The organism is Ruegeria sp. ABF4_144 (assembly GCF_056160045.1).
On sequence record NZ_JBSWWK010000001.1, the window covers coordinates 2495521 to 2518471 of the forward strand.

Annotated in this window: 21 protein-coding genes; 12 read left to right on the forward strand and 9 right to left on the reverse strand. The window is 59.6% G+C overall.

What is annotated here, in order from left to right:
* Positions 1-104: 104 nt before the first annotated feature.
* On the forward strand, positions 105-536 hold the full coding sequence (locus tag ACXAGD_RS12550) for a DUF1489 family protein (protein WP_475211073.1): 432 nt from the start codon (positions 105-107) through the stop codon (positions 534-536).
* Here ACXAGD_RS12550 and hisG read toward each other — a convergent pair.
* Genes hisG through hisS form a run of 3 tightly spaced genes read right to left on the reverse strand, consistent with a single transcriptional unit; the run spans position 533 to position 3798 of the window.
* A complete protein-coding gene (gene hisG / locus ACXAGD_RS12555; RefSeq protein WP_475211074.1) occupies positions 533-1222 on the reverse strand; it encodes an ATP phosphoribosyltransferase in 690 nt (229 codons plus the stop codon). The genes ACXAGD_RS12550 and hisG overlap by 4 nt on opposite strands.
* Positions 1219-2307 carry an ATP phosphoribosyltransferase regulatory subunit gene (locus tag ACXAGD_RS12560; protein WP_475211075.1) on the reverse strand — a complete coding sequence of 363 codons (1089 nt, stop codon included), beginning with the start codon at positions 2305-2307 and terminating at the stop codon, positions 1219-1221. The genes hisG and ACXAGD_RS12560 overlap by 4 nt, the downstream gene beginning before the upstream one ends.
* A gap of 3 nt (positions 2308-2310) precedes the next feature.
* The gene (hisS, locus tag ACXAGD_RS12565; RefSeq protein ID WP_475211078.1) at positions 2311-3798 is read right to left on the reverse strand and encodes a histidine--tRNA ligase; all 1488 of its coding nucleotides are present in this window, start codon (positions 3796-3798) and stop codon (positions 2311-2313) included.
* A gap of 129 nt (positions 3799-3927) precedes the next feature.
* On the opposite strand from hisS, the gene ACXAGD_RS12570 reads away from it, so the two are divergent.
* Positions 3928-4122 (forward strand): SlyX family protein, encoded by a 195-nt coding sequence (locus ACXAGD_RS12570; RefSeq protein WP_170573549.1) that lies wholly within the window; start codon positions 3928-3930, stop codon positions 4120-4122.
* Positions 4123-4126: 4 nt separating this feature from the next.
* On the opposite strand, the gene ACXAGD_RS12575 is transcribed toward ACXAGD_RS12570, so the two are convergent.
* The 3 genes from ACXAGD_RS12575 to dnaE all read right to left on the reverse strand — a co-directional run bounded on the left by ACXAGD_RS12575 (position 4127) and on the right by dnaE (position 8311).
* Positions 4127-4438 (reverse strand): hypothetical protein, encoded by a 312-nt coding sequence (locus ACXAGD_RS12575; RefSeq protein ID WP_475211080.1) that lies wholly within the window; start codon positions 4436-4438, stop codon positions 4127-4129.
* A gap of 62 nt (positions 4439-4500) precedes the next feature.
* Positions 4501-4725, reverse strand: a complete 225-nt coding sequence (locus ACXAGD_RS12580; RefSeq protein WP_475211082.1) for a YMGG-like glycine zipper-containing protein — start codon at positions 4723-4725, stop codon at positions 4501-4503.
* Between the two features lie 85 nt (positions 4726-4810).
* The gene (dnaE, locus tag ACXAGD_RS12585) at positions 4811-8311 is read right to left on the reverse strand and encodes a DNA polymerase III subunit alpha (protein WP_475211084.1); all 3501 of its coding nucleotides are present in this window, start codon (positions 8309-8311) and stop codon (positions 4811-4813) included.
* 344 nt (positions 8312-8655) lie between these two features.
* Between dnaE and xdhA the strand changes: the two genes are divergently transcribed.
* The 7 genes from xdhA to ACXAGD_RS12620 are packed head-to-tail and all read left to right on the forward strand — an operon-like array spanning position 8656 to position 18008.
* Complete coding sequence (gene xdhA / locus ACXAGD_RS12590; protein WP_475211086.1) at positions 8656-10014, forward strand: xanthine dehydrogenase small subunit; 1359 nt, start codon at positions 8656-8658, stop codon at positions 10012-10014.
* Positions 10011-12413, forward strand: coding sequence for a xanthine dehydrogenase molybdopterin binding subunit (xdhB, locus tag ACXAGD_RS12595; protein ID WP_475211088.1), 2403 nt, complete (start codon positions 10011-10013; stop codon positions 12411-12413). The genes xdhA and xdhB overlap by 4 nt, the downstream gene beginning before the upstream one ends.
* Positions 12413-13348: a xanthine dehydrogenase accessory protein XdhC gene (gene xdhC / locus ACXAGD_RS12600; protein WP_475211090.1), complete on the forward strand. Its 936-nt coding sequence runs from the start codon at positions 12413-12415 to the stop codon at positions 13346-13348. The genes xdhB and xdhC overlap by 1 nt, the downstream gene beginning before the upstream one ends.
* A complete protein-coding gene (locus ACXAGD_RS12605; RefSeq protein ID WP_475211092.1) occupies positions 13345-14862 on the forward strand; it encodes an ABC transporter ATP-binding protein in 1518 nt (505 codons plus the stop codon). Before xdhC ends, ACXAGD_RS12605 begins: the two co-directional genes overlap by 4 nt.
* Positions 14863-14897: 35 nt before the next feature.
* Entirely contained in the window at positions 14898-15980 is a 1083-nt protein-coding gene (locus ACXAGD_RS12610) for an ABC transporter permease (RefSeq protein WP_475211093.1), read from the forward strand.
* Positions 15981-15982: 2 nt separating this feature from the next.
* Positions 15983-16903: an ABC transporter permease gene (locus ACXAGD_RS12615; RefSeq protein ID WP_475211096.1), complete on the forward strand. Its 921-nt coding sequence runs from the start codon at positions 15983-15985 to the stop codon at positions 16901-16903.
* Positions 16904-16934: 31 nt separating this feature from the next.
* Positions 16935-18008 carry a BMP family ABC transporter substrate-binding protein gene (locus ACXAGD_RS12620; protein WP_475211098.1) on the forward strand — a complete coding sequence of 358 codons (1074 nt, stop codon included), beginning with the start codon at positions 16935-16937 and terminating at the stop codon, positions 18006-18008.
* Positions 18009-18080: 72 nt separating this feature from the next.
* Here the strand turns inward: ACXAGD_RS12620 and ACXAGD_RS12625 are convergent, their stop codons facing one another.
* Positions 18081-18851 carry a nuclear transport factor 2 family protein gene (locus tag ACXAGD_RS12625; RefSeq protein WP_475211099.1) on the reverse strand — a complete coding sequence of 257 codons (771 nt, stop codon included), beginning with the start codon at positions 18849-18851 and terminating at the stop codon, positions 18081-18083.
* Positions 18852-19032: 181 nt separating this feature from the next.
* Between ACXAGD_RS12625 and ACXAGD_RS12630 the strand changes: the two genes are divergently transcribed.
* Positions 19033-19410 (forward strand): winged helix-turn-helix transcriptional regulator, encoded by a 378-nt coding sequence (locus tag ACXAGD_RS12630; protein ID WP_475211102.1) that lies wholly within the window; start codon positions 19033-19035, stop codon positions 19408-19410.
* 20 nt (positions 19411-19430) lie between these two features.
* On the opposite strand, the gene ACXAGD_RS12635 is transcribed toward ACXAGD_RS12630, so the two are convergent.
* Both ACXAGD_RS12635 and ACXAGD_RS12640 read right to left on the reverse strand, forming a co-directional pair.
* A complete protein-coding gene (locus ACXAGD_RS12635; protein ID WP_475211104.1) occupies positions 19431-20663 on the reverse strand; it encodes an HlyD family secretion protein in 1233 nt (410 codons plus the stop codon).
* A 3-nt stretch (positions 20664-20666) separates the two neighbouring features.
* The gene (locus ACXAGD_RS12640) at positions 20667-21071 is read right to left on the reverse strand and encodes a hypothetical protein (RefSeq protein ID WP_475211106.1); all 405 of its coding nucleotides are present in this window, start codon (positions 21069-21071) and stop codon (positions 20667-20669) included.
* A gap of 121 nt (positions 21072-21192) precedes the next feature.
* Between ACXAGD_RS12640 and ACXAGD_RS12645 the strand changes: the two genes are divergently transcribed.
* Both ACXAGD_RS12645 and ACXAGD_RS12650 read left to right on the forward strand, forming a co-directional pair.
* Positions 21193-22266 (forward strand): NAD(P)/FAD-dependent oxidoreductase, encoded by a 1074-nt coding sequence (locus ACXAGD_RS12645; protein WP_475211107.1) that lies wholly within the window; start codon positions 21193-21195, stop codon positions 22264-22266.
* Positions 22263-22916 (forward strand): DUF938 domain-containing protein, encoded by a 654-nt coding sequence (locus ACXAGD_RS12650; protein WP_475211108.1) that lies wholly within the window; start codon positions 22263-22265, stop codon positions 22914-22916. Before ACXAGD_RS12645 ends, ACXAGD_RS12650 begins: the two co-directional genes overlap by 4 nt.
* Positions 22917-22951: the final 35 nt, after the last annotated feature.

Genomic DNA, 22951 nt, shown 5'->3' on the forward strand with positions numbered 1-22951 from the left:
TATCCAGACTACCCCAATACACACCTCAACCACAACACCTTGATAGCGCCGAGGAGCAAGCTACAATATAAAGACAAACCTCGGGACGACTCTGTGGGAAAGCTGTGGATAAGTACATAAACCTCATAAAACTTTCGGTCGGATCAGAAAGCGTAGACTCGCTGATCGAATGGCAGGACAGCCGCAGACCGTTGTATGAGGACGGCTGCCCACGCCACGTCACCCGTATGTGGCCCAAGCGCGAAGACGAAATTCTGAACGGCGGATCAATCTATTGGGTCATCAAGGGCGTGATCCAGTGCCGCCAGCGTATCCTGCGACTGGACGAAGTGCGCGGTGAGGATGGCATTCGCCGCTGCGCCATCGTGCTGGACCCCGAGGTCCACCGCACGCAGAACGCGCTGAAACGCCCCTTTCAGGGGTGGCGCTATCTGAAACCCGAAGACACGCCCGCAGACCTGCCCAAAAGCCGCGAGCAGGATGACGCCCTGCCCGATGAACTTAATCGCGCGCTCGCGGACATTGGCGTGCTTTAACGCAGCCGATCCAGCAGTTCGGACAGTACCGCCTTTTCATCCGCATCGCATTTTGCCACCCGGCTGCGCCATAGCGTTGCCTGCGATTGCAGGATCATGCCGTCCGACAAGATTTTCAGGTGGTTTGCGCGCAGAGTCTCACCGGTCGACGTGATGTCTGCAATTGCCTCGGCGGTTTCGTTCTTTACCGTGCCTTCGGTCGCGCCTTGGCTATCTACCAGAGTATAGTCGGCCACGCCCGAGTCCGTTAGAAACTCGCGCACCAAACGATGGTACTTGGTCGCAATCCGTAGCCGGTGGCCGTGGGTTTTCCGAAACGCTGCAGCAGCCGCATCCAGATCATCCAGTGTGTCCACATCGACCCAGCAGGCAGGCGTGGCGATGATCAGATCAGCCTTACCGAACCCGAGCTGCGAGATCTCTTCGACCTGCTGCTCCCAGCGCGGCAGTTTCTCGTGCACCAAATCGATACCGGTGACGCCCAAGTGAATGCGACCCGCTGCCAGTTCGCGCGGAATCTCCCCGGCAGAAAGCAGAACCAGCGAAACGCCATCAATACCTTCGACCTTACCGGCATATTCCCGATCCGAACCGGTGCGTGATAGCGCAATGCCGCGCTTTTCGAACCACGAGAAGGTCTTCTCCATCAACCGGCCCTTCGAGGGCACGCCCAATTTCAGGCTCATTGCGCATCCTCCTCGATCTCCAGCATCAGGTCAGGGCGAATGACGCCCCCTACCGCGGGGATTTCTTCGCCATCCCCCAACTGACGGGTCAGCGCGTCATACCGCCCGCCGGTGGCGATCGGCGGCAGGTCGGGGCGACCTTCGGCGTAGAAACCAAAGACGAACCCGTCGTAGTATTCCATCGAGGTTCGGCCATACGCGGCCTCGAAATCCAGCCGCCCGACATCGACACCACGCGCCTGCAGGGCTGCAACCCGCGCTTCCAATCGGTCCAGCGCAGGTGTGATCTGCGGCAAGTCCACTGCCACGTCGCGCAACTGTTCCAACGCGAATGGCATGGTCTCGCGCACATTCAACAGCGTCTCCAAACCAGCCAGTTCGTTGTCTGAGATGGGGGGCGTATCGCGATCTTCGCGCAGAGCGTCGATCCGCGCCTCAATCTCAGACGCACGGCGTTTGCCGATCATCGGAATATCAATGTCCAAGGGGTCCACGGCATTCAGCAGGTCGTCGCGCCCTTCGGGGCCGGGTTTGCGGCCGGCAAACCGATCCAGAAGAATGCGGAACCGGCGCGGGCGCCAAAGGTGCCGCATCAGGGCGGTCTTGCGACGCTCGGTCGTGCGAAGGCCTTCAACGGCTGCGGTCAGAATACCGATATCTCCGGTTGCCGCACGTAACGGCAGACCACGCAATTGAAGCGCGAACAGCGAAAACACCTCGGCATCAGCGCCCGACGGATCGTCACGGTCAAAGACCTCATATCCGACCTGAATGTACTCGTTCGAGCGATCCGGGTCATGCTCCTGTCGGCGGAACACTTCGCCGGAATAGGTATAGCGCGCGGGCTCAGCGCCCTCACTCATATGCATCTGCACCACGGGCATGGTGAAGTCGGGGCGCAGCATCTGCTCGCCGCGCAGCGCGTCCGAGGTCACATAGGCGCGTGCGCGGATATCCTCGCCATAGAGGTCCAGCAGCGTTTCGGCCGGTTGCAGCAAGGGCGTATCCACGACCTGCGCACCTGCGGCCTCGAACCGGACACGCATCATCGCGGCGCGGGCCTGTATCTGGGAACGGTTGGCCATGGCTCAGTCCTGACTGTCCAGAATTTCACGCACTTTGGCGACCAGATCGCCGCGCGGCACTTCGAACTGACTGGGGCGCTCTTTCCATTCCTCCAGCGTCGCACTTTCGGCGATCTTGGCACCAAGGATCAGGTCTTTGATCTGAACAATGCCATTCGACTTTTCGTCACCACCTTCGATCACTGCGATGGGCGAGTTCCGCTTGTCCGCGTATTTCAACTGATTGCCGAAGTTCTTGGGATTACCCAGATAGACCTCAGCTCGGATACCTGCATTGCGCAGCTCAGCCACCATCGCCTGATAGTCAGCCATACGGTCGCGATCCATGACAGTGACAACCACGGGGCCTGTCGCCTGGGCCGCGATCCGACCCTTTTCGCGCAGCGCAGCCAGCAAGCGGTCGACGCCGATGGAAATTCCGGTCGCGGGGACTTCCTGCCCAGTGAAGCGCTTGACCAGATCGTCATAACGGCCACCGCCCGATACAGACCCGAACTGCCGCTTGCGGCCTTTCTCATCGAAAATCTCAAAGGTCAGTTCGGCCTCATAAACCGGCCCGGTGTAATAGCCCAGACCGCGCACGACCGAAGGATCAATCTCGATCCGATCTGCGCCATAGCCGCCCGCATCCAGCAGCGCACCGATCTGCTCCAACTCGGCAATGCCGTCTGCGCCGATCTTGCTGTCGCCCACGGCCGCACGCAGGTTCGCCAGCGTGCCGGCCGTATCGGCGGCCTTGGACGTCAGGAAAGCAATCACCGGCTCCGCCTGATCATCGCTCAGGCCAACACCGTCGATAAACGCGCCCGAGGCATCCAAACGCCCTTTGGTCAGCAGCTCGCGAACTCCGGCCTCACCCACCTTGTCGAACTTGTCGATGGTGCGCAGGACGTTGTCGCGGGCGGCAGCGTCTTCGCCAAGGCCCATCGCCTCTAGCACACCGTTCAGAACCTTGCGGTTATTGACCCGCACCAGATAATCGCCGCGTGGAATACCCACGGTTTCCAGCGTATCCGACAGCATGGCGCAAATCTCGGCGTCCGCGGCCATCGAGGCCGTGCCCACCGTGTCCGCATCGCACTGATAGAATTGACGATAGCGCCCCGGCCCCGGCTTTTCGTTCCGCCAGACCGGTCCCATCGCATAGCGGCGATAGGGCGTCGGCAGATCATTCCGATGCTGCGCATAGACACGGGCCAAAGGCGCGGTCAGGTCATAGCGCAGAGCCATCCAGTCGCCCTTGTCGTTTTCGTCAACTTCCTGCCACGCAAACACACCCTCGTTCGGGCGATCCACGTCGGGCAGGAACTTGCCCAGCGCTTCAACGGTTTCGACTGCGCTGCTCTCTAACGCATCAAACCCATACCGATGATAGACGTCTGCAATAGTCCGCAGCATCTCAGTGCGCTGCGAGACTTCCTGGCCGAAATAGTCGCGGAACCCTTTGGGCGTAATCGCCTTGGGGCGGGGCTGTTTCTTGGGCTTGGCCATGTGGGGCGTCCTTGGGATTTTCATGTTCCGCGCGCGGTCTATCCCATGGCCCGCATCGGGGCAAGGCGCGCTTTCGCTGGCCTTGGCGTCACAGGGTCGCTATGACCACCGCAGGAACAGGAGCCTCCCATGCAGCATCTGGAAGAACAGATCGCCCATCTGACCCGCACGGTCGAAGAGCTGAACACAGTCGTCACCCGCCAGCAGGGTGAGATCGACCGCCTGACCCGCCGCGTCGAGATGCTGTTGCAGCGCGAGGCCGAACGGGCGCAGGAAGGATCGGGCGGGGTCGTCTTCGGAGACGAACGCCCACCGCATTATTGAAAGATCACAACCCCAGCGTCGTTTTCACCGCGTTGTCGACCACGCCACCCAAAAGGGCATCCTTGTCCGCCGCGCAGCCTTCGGACAGCGCGGCGATGAAGGCTTCGCGTAGTTGGGCTTTTTCCTCGTCAGTGGTCGCGTGATCTTCGATATTGATCTGACGATTATAAAGCGACAGGGCCGTCATCTTGCCCACGACTTCGACAACAAAGGCTTCGTCTCCATCCGCCTCTTCGGCAATCGAAGCGCAGGTGTAGTGCATCACAGGCAAGGCATCCTGCACCATCTGATCAGCCGCATCATCAGCCACTACCATACACGGAGTCATTATGATTGCGGCGCAAGCGGTCATTTTGAGTTTTTCAGTCCGCATCGCCATCACTTCCAGTTATGTCCGATAATGGCCCCAGCCACGCCGCCAATCGCAGCACCCTTGCCGTCGCCGACCAACGCTCCGACGCCCGCGCCGATCAACGCGCCTTCGATCGTCTTTTTCTTTTTGTCATCCTTGCTGTCCGCCAATCCAGCAGATGCTGAGACCAAGGCCAGCGACATTGCGGCCGCACAGGTCAGAGTTTTCAATCCTAAGTTGGAAATTGCCATACCGGTGCCCTCCCGTGACACGCCCCAAATGAGGCAATGATCACAGCCTAGCCGCGCAAAAACGCTGTGGCAACAAAAGGCTGGCTCAGATTTCCTCAACCTCGGTGACACCATCCAGCGATTTGATCGCGCCCTTGATTTGCGGATTGATCGGGAAGTCCTGCCCCAGATCCATCTCAACATCGCCCGGCAGGCCGGGGTCCATCAGGCAGATATGGATCGGCCCTTTCGAGGCCCGCTTGGCCGCTCCGGCGGCGTCCTCGAGCACTTTGGCGACGGTTGCCAACACCCCCGGCTCGTCCACGAATATCCGCAATCCGGTCGCTCCCGCCTCGGCCACAACCGTATCCACCGGCCCGACCGAGCGGCCCAGCAGTTTTAGCTGATCTGATTCCATTGTCGCCTCGGCGGTCAGCACCACCTGCGCACCGGTTTCCAGAAACTCGCGCGATTTCTCCAGCGTTTCCGAGAACAGAGTTACCTCGTAAGCCCCCGTTGGGTCCGAAAGCTGGGCAAAGGCGAACCGGTTACCACGAGCGGATTTCCGTTCCTGCCGCCCTGCCACAACGCCCGCCATCTTGGCTATGAACGGACCAGAGCGCGCCTTTTCGGTCACTTCGTCCAGCGTCAGCACCTGCTTGCGCTTCAACGCAGGCATGTAGTCATCCAGCGGGTGACCCGAGAGGTAAAAGCCGATGGCTTTGAACTCCTCGCTCAAGCGCTCGGCGGGCAGCCAGTCGGGCGTAGGAGACAGGCGCGGTTCGGGCAGGTCGTCGCCTGCCTCGCCAAACAACGACACCTGGTTCGAGTTTTTCTGATCATGGATAGCTGCAGAATATTGCACCAGCGGATCAAGGCTTTCGAAGACGCGGCGACGGTTCTTGTCGAGCTGATCGAAAGCACCGGCGCGCGCCAACATTTCCAACGGGCGTTTACCGACTTTCTTAAGATCAACCCGGCGGGCAAAATCAAACAGGTTGACGAACGGCTTGTCGCCACGTCCTTCAACCACAAGGTTCATAGCCTCAACGCCGACGTTCTTCAGCGCGCCCAGCGCATAGACCAGTTCGCCATTCACCACATTGAATGTCGCCAAAGAGCGGTTCACGCAAGGCGGTACGTAGGGTAGCTCCAGCCCCTTGCGCACCTCTTCGAAATAGATCGCCAGCTTGTCGGTCAGATGGATATCGCAGTTCATGACACCTGCCATGAACTCGACCGGGTGGTTCGCCTTCAGCCAGCCGGTCTGATAGCTGACGACCGCATAGGCCGCGGCGTGGGACTTGTTGAAGCCGTAGTTGGCGAACTTTTCCAGCAGGTCGAACACCTCGCTGGCCTTTTTGGCATCCACACCATTCTCGCCCGCACCCTTCTCGAATTTCGGGCGCTCGGCGTCCATCGCCTCTTTGATCTTTTTACCCATCGCACGCCGCAGCAGATCAGCGCCGCCGAGGCTGTACCCGGCCATGACCTGAGCAATCTGCATCACCTGTTCCTGATAAACGATGATGCCCTGCGTTTCCTCAAGGATATGGTCAATCAGTGGATGAACCGACGTAATCTCACGTTGACCGTTCTTGACCTCACAATAGGTCGGGATGTTCTCCATCGGACCGGGCCGGTATAGCGCCACAAGAGCCACGATGTCCTCAATACAGGTCGGTTTCATCCGCTTGAGCGCATCCATCATGCCCGAGGATTCCACCTGGAACACTGCCACCGTTTTGGCTGCCGAGTAGAGCTTGTACGTCGCCTCATCATCCAGCGGGATGGCGTTGATCTGGTTCTCGGCCCCCTCAGCCGGTTCGTAGAGCTCCGTGCCATCGGCGGCGATATGCAATGGCCGCCCGGACTTGAAAATGATGTCCATCGCGTTCTGGATCACGGTCAGGGTTTTAAGACCCAGAAAGTCGAATTTCACCAGCCCGGCCTGCTCGACCCATTTCATGTTGAACTGGGTTGCGGGCATATCCGATCGTGGGTCCTGATAGAGCGGCACTAGCGCGTCCAGAGGCCGATCTCCGATCACCACACCCGCCGCGTGGGTCGAGGCGTTCCGTAGCAATCCTTCGACCTGTTGGCCGTAGGTCAGCAGACGGTCCACCACCTCTTCATTTCGTGCTTCTTCCCGCAGGCGAGGTTCGTCTTTTAAGGCCTTCTCGATGGAAACAGGTTTGACGCCCTCGACCGGGATCATCTTTGACAGGCGGTCCACCTGCCCGTAGGGCATCTGCAGCACACGGCCGATATCGCGCACGGCGGCCTTGGAAAGCAACGCACCGAAGGTGATGATCTGCCCCACCTTGTCGCGCCCGTATTTCTGCTGCACGTAGCGGATGACCTCTTCGCGGCGATCCATGCAAAAGTCGATATCGAAGTCGGGCATCGAAACCCGCTCGGGGTTCAGGAAGCGTTCGAACAGCAGCGAATAGCGCAGCGGGTCAAGGTCGGTGATCGTCAGCGCATAGGCCACCAGTGAGCCCGCACCCGATCCCCGTCCCGGCCCCACCGGAATGTCGTGATCCTTGGACCATTGGATAAAGTCGGCAACGATCAGGAAGTAGCCGGGAAAGCCCATGCCTTCGATGATGCCAAGCTCAAAATCCAGCCGTTCCTGATATTCCTCGGGCGTCACAGCATGAGGGATCACCGCCAGACGTTTCTGCAGGCCCTCATTGGCGATGCGGCGTAGTTCAGCGACTTCATCATCCGCGAATTTCGGCAGGATTGGATCGCGGCGATAGGCCATGAAGGCGCAACGTTTGGCTATCTCGACCGTGTTCTCAATGGCTTCAGGTAGATCAGCGAACAGGGTCACCATTTCCTGCTGCGACTTGAAGTAATGCTGCGCGGTCAGACGGCGGCGGCCTTCCTGCTGATCAACATACGCGCCCTCGGCAATACAGATCAGCGCGTCATGCGCTTCATACATATCCGTTGTCGGGAAATAGACGTCGTTGGTGGCCACAAGCGGCAGGTTCTTGGCATAGGCCATCTCAACATGGCCGCGCTCGGTCAGGCGTTCGGCCTCAGGCTGGCCGTCTTCACCCGGATGGCGCTGCAGTTCTATGTAAAGGCGATCCGGGAACATCGCCGCCAACCGATCCACCAGCGCCTCAGCGGCCGGGCGCTGGCCTTGCTGCAGTAACATTCCAACCGGCCCGTCAGGCCCTCCCGTCAGACAAATCAAACCGTCAGAACGATCCGCAAGTTCGTCCAACGTGACCTGCGGCAGCTGCCCGCCCTTGTCCACATAAAGGCACGAGCTGAGCTTCATCAGGTTCTCATACCCAATCTCAGATTGGGCCAGCAGCACCAGCGGCGCGGGGGCTTTGGGTTTTTCACCCGGCTGCGCCTGCACATACGTTAGGTCAACCTGACAGCCCATAATCGGTTGCACCCCGGCCCCGCTAGCGGTGACCGAGAATTCCAACGCCGAGAACATAGAATTGGTGTCCGTCACCGCAACGGCGGGCATCCCCGCATTGTCGCAAAGCGCGGGCAGCTTTTTCAGCCGCACGGCGCCTTCCAACAGGGAATATTCGGTGTGAACGCGGAGGTGAATGAATCGAGGAGTACTGCTCATGACCACTACGCTATCCCAGCCAGAGGCGCGGCAAAAGCGGGAACCGACGCTTTGGATTGCCTAAAAAATCACCGCTGATTATTCGGCTTTTTCAGAAGGTGCTTCGGGTACGACCCGGCGTCGTTTCAAAAAAGATCTTTATTTACAAGCGACTGACTTCTACACAAACACGACACTTTCAGGCCGTTCGGGTCCAATGGTGCATCTTGCAGGCAGTTTTTCTTGCCAGATAAGGCGCGCTGTTTCTAACATCTTACGGCAAGCTATCCGCCCGCCACTCTTTCTACGTCGCATCGAAGGAGGGCACCCAAGGGCGCAACCGGGTAAGGCGACGGGTTTCTCGAATGAATATCACGTTTCTTCTGAACGGAGAGACAGTGGACCTGGCGGATGTCGATCCGACAGCGACCCTGCTGGACTGGCTGCGCGAGGATCGCGGCCTGACCGGCACCAAGGAAGGCTGCAACGAAGGCGATTGCGGGGCCTGCACCGTCATGGTGACGGATGAGGGCGGTGCTAAGGCACTGAACTCCTGCATCCTGTTCCTGCCGCAGCTACACGGCAAAGCGGTACGTACTGTCGAAGGCGCAAGCGGCCCGAATGGAGAAGCGCACCCGGTGCAGCAAGCGATGGTGGATCTGCACGGCTCGCAATGCGGCTTCTGCACTCCTGGATTTGTCATGTCTATGGTTGCCAGCCATGCGAACGGCGCGACTGATCACGACACCCAGCTTGCCGGCAACCTGTGCCGCTGCACAGGATATGCGCCGATCATCCGTGCGGCGAAGGCAGCCGAAGAACAGCCCGTTCCGGTTTGGGTGAAAGACAAACCGGTCACCGTGCAGACATCACCGATGTTGCCCGGCTCGTCCGACGAATTGGCAAATGTGTATGCCGAGAACCCCGATGCCACTCTGGTCGCCGGAGCGACCGATGTCGGCCTTTGGGTCACCAAGCAGTTGCGTGATCTGGACCCCGTTATCTTCCTTAACCGTTGCGAAGATCTGAAAGAGATCGCCATTACCGACGAAGAAATCCGCTTCGGCGCTATGGTCGACATGAACCTTATGGGCGAGGCGCTGTCTGACCTCCACCCTTCTTACGCCGAAATGATCCGCCGCTACGCCAGCGTTCAGGTGCGCCATGCCGCAACAGTCGGTGGCAACATTGCCAACGGCTCACCGATCGGGGACAACGCACCTGCCCTGATCGCTTTGGGCGCGACCTTGCATCTTCGCAAAGGCGATACGCGCCGGTCGATCCCTCTGGAAGAGTTTTTCATCGACTACGGTAAGCAAGACCGGGCACCCGGTGAGTTTGTCGAAGCCGTCAGCTTCCCGCGTCAGGCAGACCGCCTGAAAGCATACAAACTCAGCAAACGGTTCGATCAGGATATCTCGGCCGTCTGCGGGTGCTTCAACATCACCGTTACGGACGGCACCGTCACGCAGGCGCGGATTGCGTTTGGTGGCATGGCAGGCGTCCCAAAACGGGCAACCAATGTCGAGGCCGCAATTGCCGGCAAGCCTTGGACGCGCGAGACGATTGACGCCGCGCTGCCCAAATTTGCTGAAGATTATCAACCACTCACGGACATGCGCGCCTCGGCAACCTATCGCCTGGAAACCGCCAAAGCGATGCTGGAACGATATTACCTCGAAGACCAGGGCGAAGCGACTAACGTGTTGGAGGTGTCGGCATGAGCGTGACTAAACCCCTCCCCCACGACGCCGCGCCTCTGCATGTGTCCGGCTCGGCGCGTTACGTGGATGACATCCCGACGCCAAAGGGCTCTCTACATCTGGCGTTTGGCCTGAGCCCGATTGCTAAAGGCAAGATCAATGCGATGGACCTGTCCGCGGTGAAGGCCGCCGACGGTGTCGTGATGGTGATGACAGCGGACGACCTGCCCTTCGCCAACGATGTCTCTCCGTCCATCCATGATGAGCCTCTGCTGTCGGACGGCACCGTTCACTATATCGGTCAGCCGGTGTTTCTGGTTGTCGCCACCAGCCATCTGGCCGCCCGCAAGGCCGCACGTCTGGGCAAGATCGACTATGCCGAGGAAACGCCAATCCTGACGGTCGAAGAGGCTTTGGCCGCCGACAGTCGGTTCGAGGACGGCCCGCGCATTTACGCCAAGGGAGATGCAGATGCGGCTATCTCTGGCGCGACCCACGTGATCGAAGGCTCCTTTGAACTCGGTGGGCAAGAGCATTTCTATCTGGAAGGTCAGGCTGCTCTGGCCGTGCCGAATGAAGGCGCGGATATGCTGGTGCACAGCTCGACCCAGCATCCGACCGAGATTCAGCACAAGGTGGCCGACGCTTTGGGCGTTCCGATGCATGCGGTTCGTGTCGAAACCCGCCGGATGGGAGGTGGCTTTGGCGGCAAGGAAAGCCAGGGCAACGCATTGGCCGTGGCTTGCGCCGTGGCCGCACGTGCAACCGGCAAGGCTTGTAAGATGCGCTATGACCGCGATGATGACATGATCATCACCGGCAAGCGCCACGCGTTCCGCATTTCCTACAAAGCCGGCTTCGATCAACATGGCCACATTCAGGGTGTCTCGTTCCTGCACCATGTGATCTGCGGCTGGGCGCAGGATCTGTCCCTGCCCGTCGCCGACCGCGCGATGCTGCATTCAGACAACGCTTATCTGCTGCCCAACGCCCGGATCGAAAGCCACCGGCTGAAGACCAACACCCAATCCGCCACCGCCTATCGCGGGTTCGGAGGCCCGCAGGGTATGGTCGGAATCGAACGGGTCATGGATCACGCAGCCTATGAATTGGGGCTCGACCCGGTCGAATTGCGCCGGCGCAACTACTATGAACCCGCGCACAAGGTTGCTGAGGTTGAACCAGCCGAGAAACCGCTGGGCCATCCCGACCCGCATGAGGACCTGACCAGCCGCGGTGCAGTGGCGATGGGTAACGCTCCGGTGCGCCCCCTGCCCGCAGGTGGCAACACCACGCCCTACGGTATGGAAGTTAGTGACTTCGAGTTGCACGGCATGACCGAAGCTCTGCTGAAATCCAGCGACTATGCCACGCGCAAAGCTGCCGTTGAGCAATGGAACTCCGAGAACAGCGTTATCAAGAAGGGCATCGCCTTCTCTCCGGTCAAGTTCGGGATTTCCTTTACGCTGACCCACCTGAACCAGGCGGGCGCGCTGGTGCATGTGTATCAAGATGGCTCGGTCCACCTGAACCATGGCGGCACCGAGATGGGTCAGGGCCTGTTCCAAAAGGTCGCTCAGGTCGCAGCGTCCCGCTTTGGTATTCCGCTGGAGATGGTGAAGATCACCGCCACAGATACCGCAAAGGTGCCGAACACCTCGGCCACAGCAGCGTCCTCGGGCAGTGACCTGAACGGGATGGCTGTGAAAGCTGCCTGCGACACGATCCGCGACCGAATGGCCGAGTATCTGGCCGAGCGGCATCAGGCCGATCCCTCAACTGTTACCTTCTCGGACGGTCAGGTTTCGGTCGGCGAAGAACGCTATACCTTCGCCGAAGCCGCCGCATTGGCCTATCAGGGGCGCATCAGCCTTTCGGCAACCGGGTTCTACAAGACCCCCAAGATCGAATGGGATCGGATCGCGGGACGCGGCCGTCCGTTCTTTTACTTCGCCTACGGCGCCTCGATCACCGAGGTCGCCGTGGACACGCTGACCGGAGAAAACCGCATCCTGCGTACCGATATCCTGCATGACGCAGGCGCATCACTGAACCCAGCGTTGGATATCGGGCAGGTCGAAGGTGGCTATGTGCAAGGCGCAGGCTGGCTGACGACCGAGGAGTTGGTCTGGGACGGCAAAGGCAATCTGCGCACTCACGCGCCCTCGACTTACAAAATCCCTGCCTGTTCGGACCGGCCCGACATCTTCAACGTCGCGCTGTGGGATGGAGAGAACCGCGAGGACACGATCTATCGCTCGAAGGCGGTGGGTGAGCCACCCTTCATGCTGGGTATCTCGGCTTGGCTGGCCCTGTCCAACGCGGTGGCGGCCTGTGGTGGCAGCTATCCGGCACTGGATGCACCCGCCACTGCCGAGGAAGTTTGGCACGGTGTCCAAAGGATGAAGGGAGGCATCTGATGGGATTTGATCGAGAGGCTTTGAGGGAGGCGGTCAAAACCCACGGGAAAGTCACCCGGGTGGTCATCGCTGCGATAAAGGGGTCATCCCCGCGCGAGGTCGGTGCCGCAATGCTGGTTTGGGAGGACGGACAAAGCGGCACCATCGGTGGCGGCACGTTGGAATTTCAAGCGGCCGAGGCCGCGCGAACCCAAACCGTTCCATCCCGGCTGTCACATCACGCGCTTGGCCCCGACATGGGCCAGTGTTGCGGCGGCGCTGTGTCGCTTCTGAGCGAGATTTATGACCAAGAGGCGGTGAATGCGCTCGACGATACCATTATCGCACGGCGCCCGTCTGGCGGCGATATGCCCCTGTCGGTTAAACGCCTGTTGGCGGCCGCACGCGGTCAAGGAATCGCGCCCGAACCGCAACTGGTCGACGGCTGGATGATCGAACCGGTGCACAAACCCACCCGTAACCTGTGGATCTGGGGCGCTGGCCATGTGGGCCGGGCGCTGGTGGACGTTCTGTCCCCCCTGCCCGATCTGGCAATCACCTGGGTTGATACCGGCCCCGAGCGGTTCCCAGATACGATTCCAGCCGGCGTAACTGTGGTTCCAGTCGCCAAACCGGCGGAACTGGTGCGACATGCACCGCCCAATGCCGAGCACCTTGTGCTTACTTATTCACACAATCTGGATTTAGAGCTGTGCAACCGGCTGCTTTCGCATGATTTCCGCTTTGCTGGCTTGATCGGCTCGGCTACGAAATGGGCGCGATTCCGGTCGCGGCTGGCGGCCCTTGGGCATTCGCCCGAGCGGATCAGCCGGATCACCTGTCCAATCGGTGATCCCGGCTTGGGCAAACACCCGCATATGATCGCCGTTGGCGTCGCCGCGCAGCTCTTGCGCCCGGCCCGACAGAACGAGTTGAAGAAGGACCTGAGCGCGTGACCACTCCACTTTTAAGCTTGCAAGGGCTGACCAAAGCCTATCCCGGCGTCGTGGCCAATGATCAGGTGTCCTTTGACATCGGTGAAGGCGAAGTCCACGCCCTGCTGGGCGAAAACGGTGCCGGCAAATCCACACTGGTGAAAATGATCTACGGGCTGGTGAAACCCGACAGCGGTACAATGTTATTGCGTGGCCAACCTTTTGCGCCGCCCGAACCCCGCGCTGCGCGGGCCGACGGGATTGCAATGGTGTTCCAGCACTTTTCGCTGTTTGATGCGTTGAACGTGGCCGAGAACATCGCGCTGGGAATGGAGAACCCGCCGCCGATGGGTGATCTGGCCTCGCGCATCCGCGAAGTGTCCGAGACCTACGGCTTGCCTTTGGACCCTTACCGCACTGTTGGCGACCTGTCCGCGGGTGAGCGTCAGCGTGTCGAGATCATTCGCTGTCTGCTGCAGGACCCCAAGCTGCTGATCATGGACGAGCCGACCTCGGTTCTGACCCCTCAGGAAGTCGATATCCTGTTTGAAACGCTGAATAAGCTTCGATCCGAGGGCACTTCGATCCTTTATATCTCACACAAGCTGGAAGAAATCAGGACACTATGTGATCACGCCACGATCCTGCGTCTGGGCAAGAACGTGGGCGAATGCATCCCTGCCGAGACCTCGGCGCGTGATATGGCCGAGATGATGGTCGGCTCGACCCTGCAAACACCAGAACGGTCCGGCCGCGAGTTCGGAGAGGTTGCTCTGGACGTCAGCGGGCTGTCAGTGCCGTCGCCGTCGGAATTCGGAACGGCGCTACGCAATGTCCACATGACCGTCCGCAAGGGCGAGGTTCTGGGCATCGGTGGCGTTGCTGGGAACGGGCAAGACGAATTGCTGGGCGTGCTTTCAGGCGAAATCCTGACAACCGCCGATGCGATCAAATTCAACGGTCAGAAGATCGGCAAAATGGGCCCCACTGCACGACGCAAGCTGGGTGTACTGACCGCACCCGAAGAACGGCTCGGCCATGCGGCGGCACCGGATATGAGCCTGACCGAAAACGCCCTGCTGACCGGGTCGGTTCGTGAAGGATTGGAAAGCAACGGGTTCCTCAAATGGGCAGAAACCAAGAGCTTTGCTGAAAAAATAATAAGCGCCTTTGACGTACGCACGCCGGGGCCCGAGAATGCGGCGCGCTCGCTGTCGGGCGGCAACCTTCAGAAATTCGTGATCGGCCGCGAAGTGCTGCAGAACCCGGACGTTCTTGTGGTGAACCAGCCGACATGGGGTGTGGATGCGGCAGCGGCGGCGTCGATCCGGCAGGCCATTTTGGATCTGGCTGCCAAAGGCACGGCGGTGATCTGCATCAGCCAGGATCTGGACGAATTGATGGAAATCTCGGACAGCTTTGCGGCCCTGAACGAAGGCCGCCTGAGCGCCCCGCGCCCGACCACGGGCCTGACGGTCGACGAGATCGGTCTGATGATGGGTGGCGCGCATGGCATGGAGGTGGCCCATGTCTAACACAAAACAAGAAATGAAAACGGGGGTATGAGCAGATGATAGTGTTGGAGAAACGGCCACAGCCGTCCAAGGCATGGTCTTATGCCACCCCTCTGGTCGCGGTTCTGGCAACGATGGTGTTCGGCGGAATTCTGTTCTCCATTCTGGGCAAGAACCCGGTTGAGGCCATCGGAACCATTTTCTGGGAACCTCTGTTTGGTGAGTTCGCGTTCTACTACCGCCCGCAATTGCTGGTGAAAGGTGCGCCGCTGGTGCTGATCGCTATCGGCCTGTCTTTGGGCTTCCGTGCAGGTATCTGGAACATCGGCGCCGAAGGACAGTACATCATGGGCGCCATCTTTGGCGCTGGTGCAGGTCTGGCGTTCTATCCACTGGATGCGTTCTACATCTTCCCGATCATGGTGATTGCCGGTGCATTCGGCGGCTGGCTGTGGGCGATGATACCGGCCTTCCTGAAAGTCCGCTTTGGCACCAACGAGATCCTTGTATCGCTGATGCTGGTCTATGTGGCCGAGCAGATGCTGGCCTCGGTTTCACTCGGTCTGCTGAAAAACCCCGAAGGCTTCGGCTTCCCCGGTTCGCGCAACCTGCAGTCCTATGACAGCGCCCATAATGCCGAGCTGATTGCCGGATCGGGCATGCACTGGGGCGTCGTGACCGCGCTGATCGCAGTGATCTTTGCCTATGTTCTACTAAACCGCCACATGTTGGGATTCCACATCCGCTTGACGGGTGAGGCTCCCCGCGCGGCCAAGTTCGCAGGTGTGAACCCTGCCCGCCTGATCCTGTTCTGCCTCGGTCTGTCCGGCGCGCTGGCAGGGCTAGCGGGGATGTTCGAAGTCTCGGGCCCCTCGGGTGTGGTCAGCATCGACTTTAACGTCGGCTACGGCTTTACCGCGATCATCGTAGCCTTTCTGGGCCGCCTGCATCCGGTGGGTATCCTGCTGGCTGGTGGCCTAATGGCGCTGACTTATATCGGCGGTGAAATCGCGCAGTCTCAGCTGGGCCTGCCTGCCGCTGCCATTCAGGTGTTCCAGGGCATGCTCCTGTTCTTCCTGCTGGCATTCGATCTTCTGACAAACTACCGCATCCGTGCGGCCCGTAGCGAGGTGGCGTAACAATGGACCTTGGTGAAATTAATCCCGTACTTCTGGTCGCCTCGCTGATGGTGGCCGCAACCCCCCTGCTGTTGGCCGCGATCGGAGAGCTGGTCGTCGAAAAGGCAGGCGTTCTGAACCTCGGCGTCGAGGGCATGATGATCGTCGGCGCAATCAGCGGTTTTGCGATCTCGGTCGAAACCGGTTCACCCTGGCTGGGCTTTGTCGCGGCAGCCATCGGTGGCGCGGTGCTGTCCCTGTTGTTCGTGCTACTGACGCAGTTTGCACTGGCCAACCAAGTTGCCAGTGGCCTTGCTTTAACCCTGTTTGGCCTCGGCTTCAGCGCGCTGATGGGGCAAAGCTATGTGGGTGTCAAACCACCCGACATGGGTGAAATCCACATCCCGTTGATCAGCGATATCCCGGTGATCGGCCCGATCCTGTTCCAGCATGACCCAATCCTCTATGTCGGCATTGCTCTGACGGCTGCAGTCTGGGCCACGCTGAAATACACCCGCGTCGGTCTGATCCTGCGCGCGGTCGGCGAAAACCACGATGCTGCGCATGCGCTTGGCTACAAGGTCATCAAGATCCGCATCATGGCAATCCTCTTCGGTGGTGCCTGCGCAGGCCTTGGCGGAGCCTACATCAGCCTGATCCGCGTCCCACAGTGGACTGAGGGCATGACCGCTGGTGTTGGTTGGATTGCCCTTGCGTTGGTGGTGTTCGCCAGCTGGAAGCCATGGCGGGCCTTGCTGGGTGCCTATTTGTTCGGCGGTATCACCGTGTTGCAGCTTAATTTGCAGGCAGCGGGCGTTGCCATTCCTGTCGAGTATCTGGCAATGTCGCCCTACATCATCACGATCCTTGTGCTTGTGATCCTTTCGGCCGACAAGAGCAGCGCACCTGCCGCATTGGGCCGGACCTTCCATGCCTCGCACTAGGGGCCAACTGAACCAACTTGGGGAGTAACACATGAAATTCACTACACTTCTGACAAGTGCCGCCATGGCGCTTGGTCTGGCAACAGGCGCTATGGCCGAAGACAAAACCAAGGTCGGTTTCGTCTATGTCGGCCCAGTGGGTGACGGCGGCTGGACCTATGAGCACAACAAGGGCCGTCTGGCGGTTGAAGAGCACTTTGGCGACAAAGTCGAAACCGTGTTCGTTGAATCGGTGCCCGAAGGCCCCGACGCCGAGCGTGTGATGACCCAGATGGCGCTGGAAGGCGCTGACCTGATCTTTACCACCTCGTTCGGCTACATGGACCCGACCATCAACGTGGCCAAGAAATTCCCAGACGTGAAGTTCGAGCACGCGACCGGCTATAAAACCGCAGACAACGTCTCGGTCTATTCGGCCCGGTTCTACGAAGGCCGTGCTGTTCAGGGCCACATCGCCGGAAAAATGACCAAGTCGAACATCATCGGCTATATCGGCTCCTACCCGATCCCCGAAGTGATCCGCGGCATCAACTCGGCCTATATCCACGCCAAGAAGGTGAACCCGGATGTCGAGTTCAAGATCGTCTGGGCCTACACTTGGTTCGATCCGGCGAAAGAGGCTGACGCCGCCACCGTTCTGATCGAACAGGGCGCGGACGTAATCCTGCAGCACACCGACTCGACCGCGCCGCAGGCGGCTGCGCAAGAGGCAGGCAACGTTGTGACATTCGGTCAGGCCTCGGACATGAGCGAATACGCTCCGTTCCCGCGCGTCTCGTCGATCATTGACGATTGGGCTCCCTACTACATTGCACGGACCCAGGCCGTAATGGACGGAACATGGGAAAGCGCCAACACATGGGATGGCATCCGCGAAGGCATGGTCGCAATCGGTGAGATCTCGGACGCTGTTCCGGCCGATGTCAAAGAAGAAGCTCTGGCCCTGAAGGCTGCCATGGCCGCAGGTGAATACCATCCCTTCACCGGCCCGCTGAAAAAGCAGGACGGCAGCGACTGGCTGGCCGAGGGCGAAAGCGCCGATGACGGCACCCTGGCAGGCATGAACTTCTATGTCGAAGGTCTGGAAGGCGAAATCCCGCAGTAAGCTGCGACCTCGCACATTGGAAAGGCCCGCTGGATTGCGGGCCTTTTTTTGTGGGTTTGACCGAGCGAAGGCTCAGAACTTGCCGTTTTCATGCGCCGCTTGCGCCGGGATGGGCGACACCACGTCCCAGTGTTCGACAATCAAGCCATCCTCGACCCGCCACAGGTCAAAGAAAGCATAAGGCGCGCCACCCATGATCGCGTCAGTGGCGACGAAAACAAAATTGCCTTCGGCTACGGCGAATTGTGGCTCGAACTTGGTGATGACCTGCCCCTGTGCAGCAAATGCCTCGATCGCGGCCATCAGCCCGTCCAGACCATCGTCGATCGACGGGTTATGCTGCATATAGACTTCGGGGTTCATGTAGTTTGTCACATTCTCGGGCGCTTGCCCTGCCAGCACATCGCGCACAAAACCAAGAACAAGCTCTTTGTTCTGTTCGGTCTGGTCATGGTCCACGATCTCGACCGGGCCGTCGGTCATTCCGCGCCCCGAGGCTGTGGTGGCGGGCACAGGCTGCAGATTGTCCCAATGCTCGGCGACCTTGCCGTCTTCGACCCGGAAGATATCAAACGCGGCCAGTTGCGATGCGCCAAACGCGTCAGCGTTGTCGTAGGTGTTGTGCAGTACCACCATATCGCCCTCGGTGATGACCCGGTGGGTGGTAACCGTCATGCCCGATTGTTCGACCAGCGGGATCAGACCCATCAGCCCCTCTGCCCCGGTCGGGATCTGCGGGTTGTGCTGGATATAGCCGGGCGTCACCATCTGGCCGGCGGCCTGCGGGTCATGTTCGACAAAAGCAGCGGAAAACAGGGCCAGTACGATTTCCTTGGGTGTCATAGGAGGTATCCTCTTGATTCGCGTTGTGGTGATATTTGGTATTAAATTTGCACTACATATCAATTACGCACTTTTTAATAATTTGGTTACCTCAAGGGTACCTGATTTAATTCAACCCTTTGAAATATCCCTATTTAGTACTACTATCGTCTTTGGTATTCATTTTGAACTAGAGGACGCCATGCTGCCAATAGGTGTGAATTCAAAGGCCGAGGCATCGGATTGCTCGATCCGGTCGATCCTGTCCAACGTGACCGGCAAATGGCGCATGATTATCATCCTTGCGCTTGAAGATGAGCCCAAGCGATTTGGCGAGTTGAAACGTTGTATCGGGGACGTCACCCAAAGGGTGCTGACGGAAAACCTGCGCGGTTTGCAGCGGGATGGCTATCTGACGCGGACGGTCGATCCGGGGCCGCCTGTGGCTGTGTCCTACGAACTGACACCGCTGGGCCGCAGCCTGTTGGAGAAACTGAAGCCGCTTGTGTTCTGGTCACATGAACAGATGGATCAGGTCAGGACCGCCCGCATGGAATACGAGCGGTCTCAGGGGGGCTGATCGCCCCAAAGGTGTGGGCCTCAGTGACCTGTCAAAACCAGCGTGTTCACCGGCATCAGGATCAGGCGCAGGCGCAGGCCCGCGGCGTGGACCACACCGATCGTATCGATCACGTGCAGGGCGGCGGATTGCCAAAAACCCAGGTCATCGTGCTTCAACCGTTCGTGATTGTCGGTATAGACGTTAGCCAGACAATTGCTGCCCGGTGGGATATCATCGGCCATGCCTTTATAGAGCGGCTCCATGTAGACCAGGATTGAACCTGGTGTCTTGTTGGCCTGCACGTCCCGCAGCTCGTCCGAGGGACGAATTTGTCCGGACGGGATCACGTCCTGGACCTCGACCACAACCATCGGGATGACGGTGAAGGGCTTGGTCATGCAGCCCAACTCGCCGATCATGCCGGGCTTGATGACCTGAGCCGACATCTGGTTGAACGCCGCCTGAAATCGGTCATGACCCGAATTTGACGGAACCAGGATACCCGCCGGACGAAGCAGCGGACTGACGTAGTCACCAACCTGCAGGCCGAACTGTTCAATCCGGCCCGTTACCCCGGCGCTGATCACGGTCTTGTCCAGCTCGGTCAACGCTGCATCCAGCTGCGCGTTGGCACTGACCAATTGGGCAGGGATCAACTCTTCGATCTGTTGAACGACAGCGGCGCGCTGCGCCTCTGCCGCCCGCAATTGCGCTTCACGCTCGGCCACAAGGTTTTCCAGCCGGTCGATCTCGGCCAGCCTTACAGCGCTGGAGCCTTCGTCGCGTAGTGTGGTGTTGCGCTCAAGATCCTCAAGCGATTGATCCAGCGCGGCGCGGGCGCCGGCGATCCCGGCTTCGGATTCAGCCAAATCGGTTTGCGCCACTTTCAAAGAAGCCTGAACCTGCGCGATCTGGGCATGGGCAGACTCGACCATAGCGGTCTGGGTGAAGTCCTCGATCCGAAAGATTGGCTGGCCAGCCACAACCTGCTGGTTGTTGGTGACGTATACCTCGGCCACGCGGCCACCGAGTTGCGGCAGGATCGTCACCGTGCGGAAATACGAAGCGGCCGTCTTGCTGGCCGGGTGGAAGTAGAACAGCGTGGTGATCACCGTCAGCGCCAGAATGGCACAGGTGGTCAGGCCCCAGCGCAGTTCGTACCACATGGTGAACAGCGTTATCTCGTGACCGATCCGTTTGCCTTGAACAAAGCGGCGAAACAGATAGTCGGGCAGCACCGTTACCAGCGCGCACATCAAAGTTTCAAGCATGTCTTACTGCTCCTGCTGCGCGGCGGGTTCCGAGGGTTGCACTGGTGTGGGTTCCGACTGGCCGTGCTTGCCCAAAGATCGGATCGCATCGGCGATAGCCCTCAGCGGGGCGGCAACGTCGGGGAACTGGAAACCTGCCACCAGAACGGCCGCGACCCAGAACAATCCGTTGTGGGTGAACAGCGCCAACAGGGCCAGAATGCCGACCAATTGGAACTGTGGGTGGTTGGATTCATGTGCCAGCTTCTCAGGGATCGAGTGCAGGGTGAAATATCCCACTCCGATCAGAATGATGACGACAACGGTAAAAACAAACATGAACGTCAAAAGAAAATCACTGCCGTCCGCCTGGGTCACGTAGGACGGAATATGCCCCGTGGCCATCGGGTGTAGATCTGCGGTACTCACCCTGCCCTCCTGTTTCTGCTTGATACTTCTTTGGATGGGTTGATGCGCAATTTCAAGCCTGCTTAAAGTCTGCTGACAGTTTCAAGCACTTAGCACAAACTACAGCCAGCGGGGGGGGCACATGATTGATTTTCTGGTCATCGGCGGTGGCATTGCCGGCCTGAGCGCCGGGGCGCGGCTGTCGCAACACGGGAAAGTGACCGTGCTCGAGGCTGAGGATGCTTTGGGGTACCATGCCTCGGGCCGGTCGGCTGCGTTGTTCGAAGAAAGCTATGGGCCGCCGTCAGTTGTGGCGTTGAACAAGGCCAGCGCCAGTTTCCTACATACCGAGAACGGTGGGTATCTCACGCCGCGCGGGCTGATGCTGGTTGGCGACAAGGATCAGGGCGAGGCGTTCGAACGGGACATGGCGGACCTGAACATGCAGCGGATCACCACAGACGATGCACGGGCTCGCATCCCGATCCTGAACCCCGAAACGCTGGGCTTCGCCGCTGTCAGCGATGCAGCGTTCGACATTGATACAGACAGGTTGCTGCAGGATTTTGCCCGCGTCATTCGCGGCAATGGCGGGCAGGTTCTGACCAAAGCCAAGGTTACCGATATTCGCAAGGAGGGGCACTGGGTTATCGAGGCCGGAGGCCCCTACGAAGCCCGTACATTGATCAATGCCGCAGGTGCTTGGGTAGACGAGATCGCCGAAATGGCCGGGATTGCCCCAATCGGAATCATTCCCAAACGCAGGTCGATGGCGCGCTTGCCAGCACCGGGCGGGCGCGACGTTCGAGGGTGGCCCATGATGCTGGGCGTTGCCGAGGCATGGTATGCTAAACCTGATGCAGGCAAGCTGCTGGTTTCTCCGTCCGAGGCCGACCACGTATCGCCACATGATGCCTATGCTGATGATATGGTGCTGGCCGAAGGTCTGGCCCGGTACGAAGAGATGGTCACCGAACCCGTCACGCGTGTCGAAACCAACTGGGCGGGGTTGCGCAGCTTTGCGCCAGATGGAACCCTTGTGCTGGGGCCGGACTCGTCCGATCCAGCGTTCGTCTGGTCCGCCGGACAGGGCGGGTACGGGTTCCAGACCTCTCCGGCCGCGTCGCGACTGGTGGCAGACTTGGCGACAGGTTCGGCTTCGGAACTGGACTCTGAAACAATTGCGGCCCTCAGCCCGGAAAGGTTGCGCCGATGAGCAAACGATCCTTGCCCTCCAATGCTAGCGTCGCCACCGAAGGACAAGACGGGCGACTGGTAGCTCCGGCCGCAACCCGCAACGCCAAGGCGCTGTGTGAGTTGCTGACGCAATGGGCTCCGAAATCTGGCCAAGCGCTGGAGATCGCCAGCGGCACCGGCCAACATGTCAGTGCCTTTGCCCAAGCCTTGCCCGACCTGTTTTGGCAACCGACCGAGGTGGAACCCGACCGCCGCGCCAGTATCGACGCTTATGCCGCCGACCTGGCCAACGTCGCCGATGCCGCCGCGCTGGATGCGACAGCGCAAGGGTGGCATGAGTCGTTCGCTGATCTGGATCTGATCGTTTTAATCAATCTGCTGCATCTGATCAGTTGGCCTGAAGCACAGGTACTGATTGCCGAAACCGCGCAGGCATTGGCCCCAAGAGGACGCTTCATCCTCTACGGGCCATTCAAACGCTCGGGCCAACTGACAAGCGACGGCGACCAGCGGTTTCATAGCGCACTGACCCAACAGGACCCCGAGATTGGTTACAAGGACGACAAAGACATCGCCGCTTGGATGGCAGGGCAGAATCTGACTGTCCTCGAGATTGTCGAAATGCCCGCAAACAATCTGGCCTTCATAGCGGAAAAACTCGGCACCTGATCAAGATCAAGGCTAGGCATGCTAAGTTAAAACAT

Excerpts from the sequence above, each read along its gene's own strand:
- ACXAGD_RS12620 (WP_475211098.1), top strand. The coding sequence starts at position 16,935 with ATGAAATTCACTACACTTCTGACAAGTGCCGCCATGGCGCTTGGTCTG.
- hisG (WP_475211074.1), bottom strand. The coding sequence starts at position 1,222 with ATGAGCCTGAAATTGGGCGTGCCCTCGAAGGGCCGGTTGATGGAGAAG.
- ACXAGD_RS12560 (WP_475211075.1), bottom strand. The coding sequence starts at position 2,307 with ATGGCCAACCGTTCCCAGATACAGGCCCGCGCCGCGATGATGCGTGTC.
- ACXAGD_RS12645 (WP_475211107.1), top strand. The coding sequence starts at position 21,193 with ATGATTGATTTTCTGGTCATCGGCGGTGGCATTGCCGGCCTGAGCGCC.
- ACXAGD_RS12575 (WP_475211080.1), bottom strand. The coding sequence starts at position 4,438 with ATGGTAGTGGCTGATGATGCGGCTGATCAGATGGTGCAGGATGCCTTG.
- ACXAGD_RS12625 (WP_475211099.1), bottom strand. The coding sequence starts at position 18,851 with ATGACACCCAAGGAAATCGTACTGGCCCTGTTTTCCGCTGCTTTTGTC.
- ACXAGD_RS12580 (WP_475211082.1), bottom strand. The coding sequence starts at position 4,725 with ATGGCAATTTCCAACTTAGGATTGAAAACTCTGACCTGTGCGGCCGCA.
- ACXAGD_RS12650 (WP_475211108.1), top strand. The coding sequence starts at position 22,263 with ATGAGCAAACGATCCTTGCCCTCCAATGCTAGCGTCGCCACCGAAGGA.
- ACXAGD_RS12630 (WP_475211102.1), top strand. The coding sequence starts at position 19,033 with ATGCTGCCAATAGGTGTGAATTCAAAGGCCGAGGCATCGGATTGCTCG.
- xdhA (WP_475211086.1), top strand. The coding sequence starts at position 8,656 with ATGAATATCACGTTTCTTCTGAACGGAGAGACAGTGGACCTGGCGGAT.
- ACXAGD_RS12570 (WP_170573549.1), top strand. The coding sequence starts at position 3,928 with ATGCAGCATCTGGAAGAACAGATCGCCCATCTGACCCGCACGGTCGAA.
- ACXAGD_RS12610 (WP_475211093.1), top strand. The coding sequence starts at position 14,898 with ATGATAGTGTTGGAGAAACGGCCACAGCCGTCCAAGGCATGGTCTTAT.
- ACXAGD_RS12615 (WP_475211096.1), top strand. The coding sequence starts at position 15,983 with ATGGACCTTGGTGAAATTAATCCCGTACTTCTGGTCGCCTCGCTGATG.
- xdhB (WP_475211088.1), top strand. The coding sequence starts at position 10,011 with ATGAGCGTGACTAAACCCCTCCCCCACGACGCCGCGCCTCTGCATGTG.
- xdhC (WP_475211090.1), top strand. The coding sequence starts at position 12,413 with ATGGGATTTGATCGAGAGGCTTTGAGGGAGGCGGTCAAAACCCACGGG.
- hisS (WP_475211078.1), bottom strand. The coding sequence starts at position 3,798 with ATGGCCAAGCCCAAGAAACAGCCCCGCCCCAAGGCGATTACGCCCAAA.
- dnaE (WP_475211084.1), bottom strand. The coding sequence starts at position 8,311 with ATGAGCAGTACTCCTCGATTCATTCACCTCCGCGTTCACACCGAATAT.
- ACXAGD_RS12635 (WP_475211104.1), bottom strand. The coding sequence starts at position 20,663 with ATGCTTGAAACTTTGATGTGCGCGCTGGTAACGGTGCTGCCCGACTAT.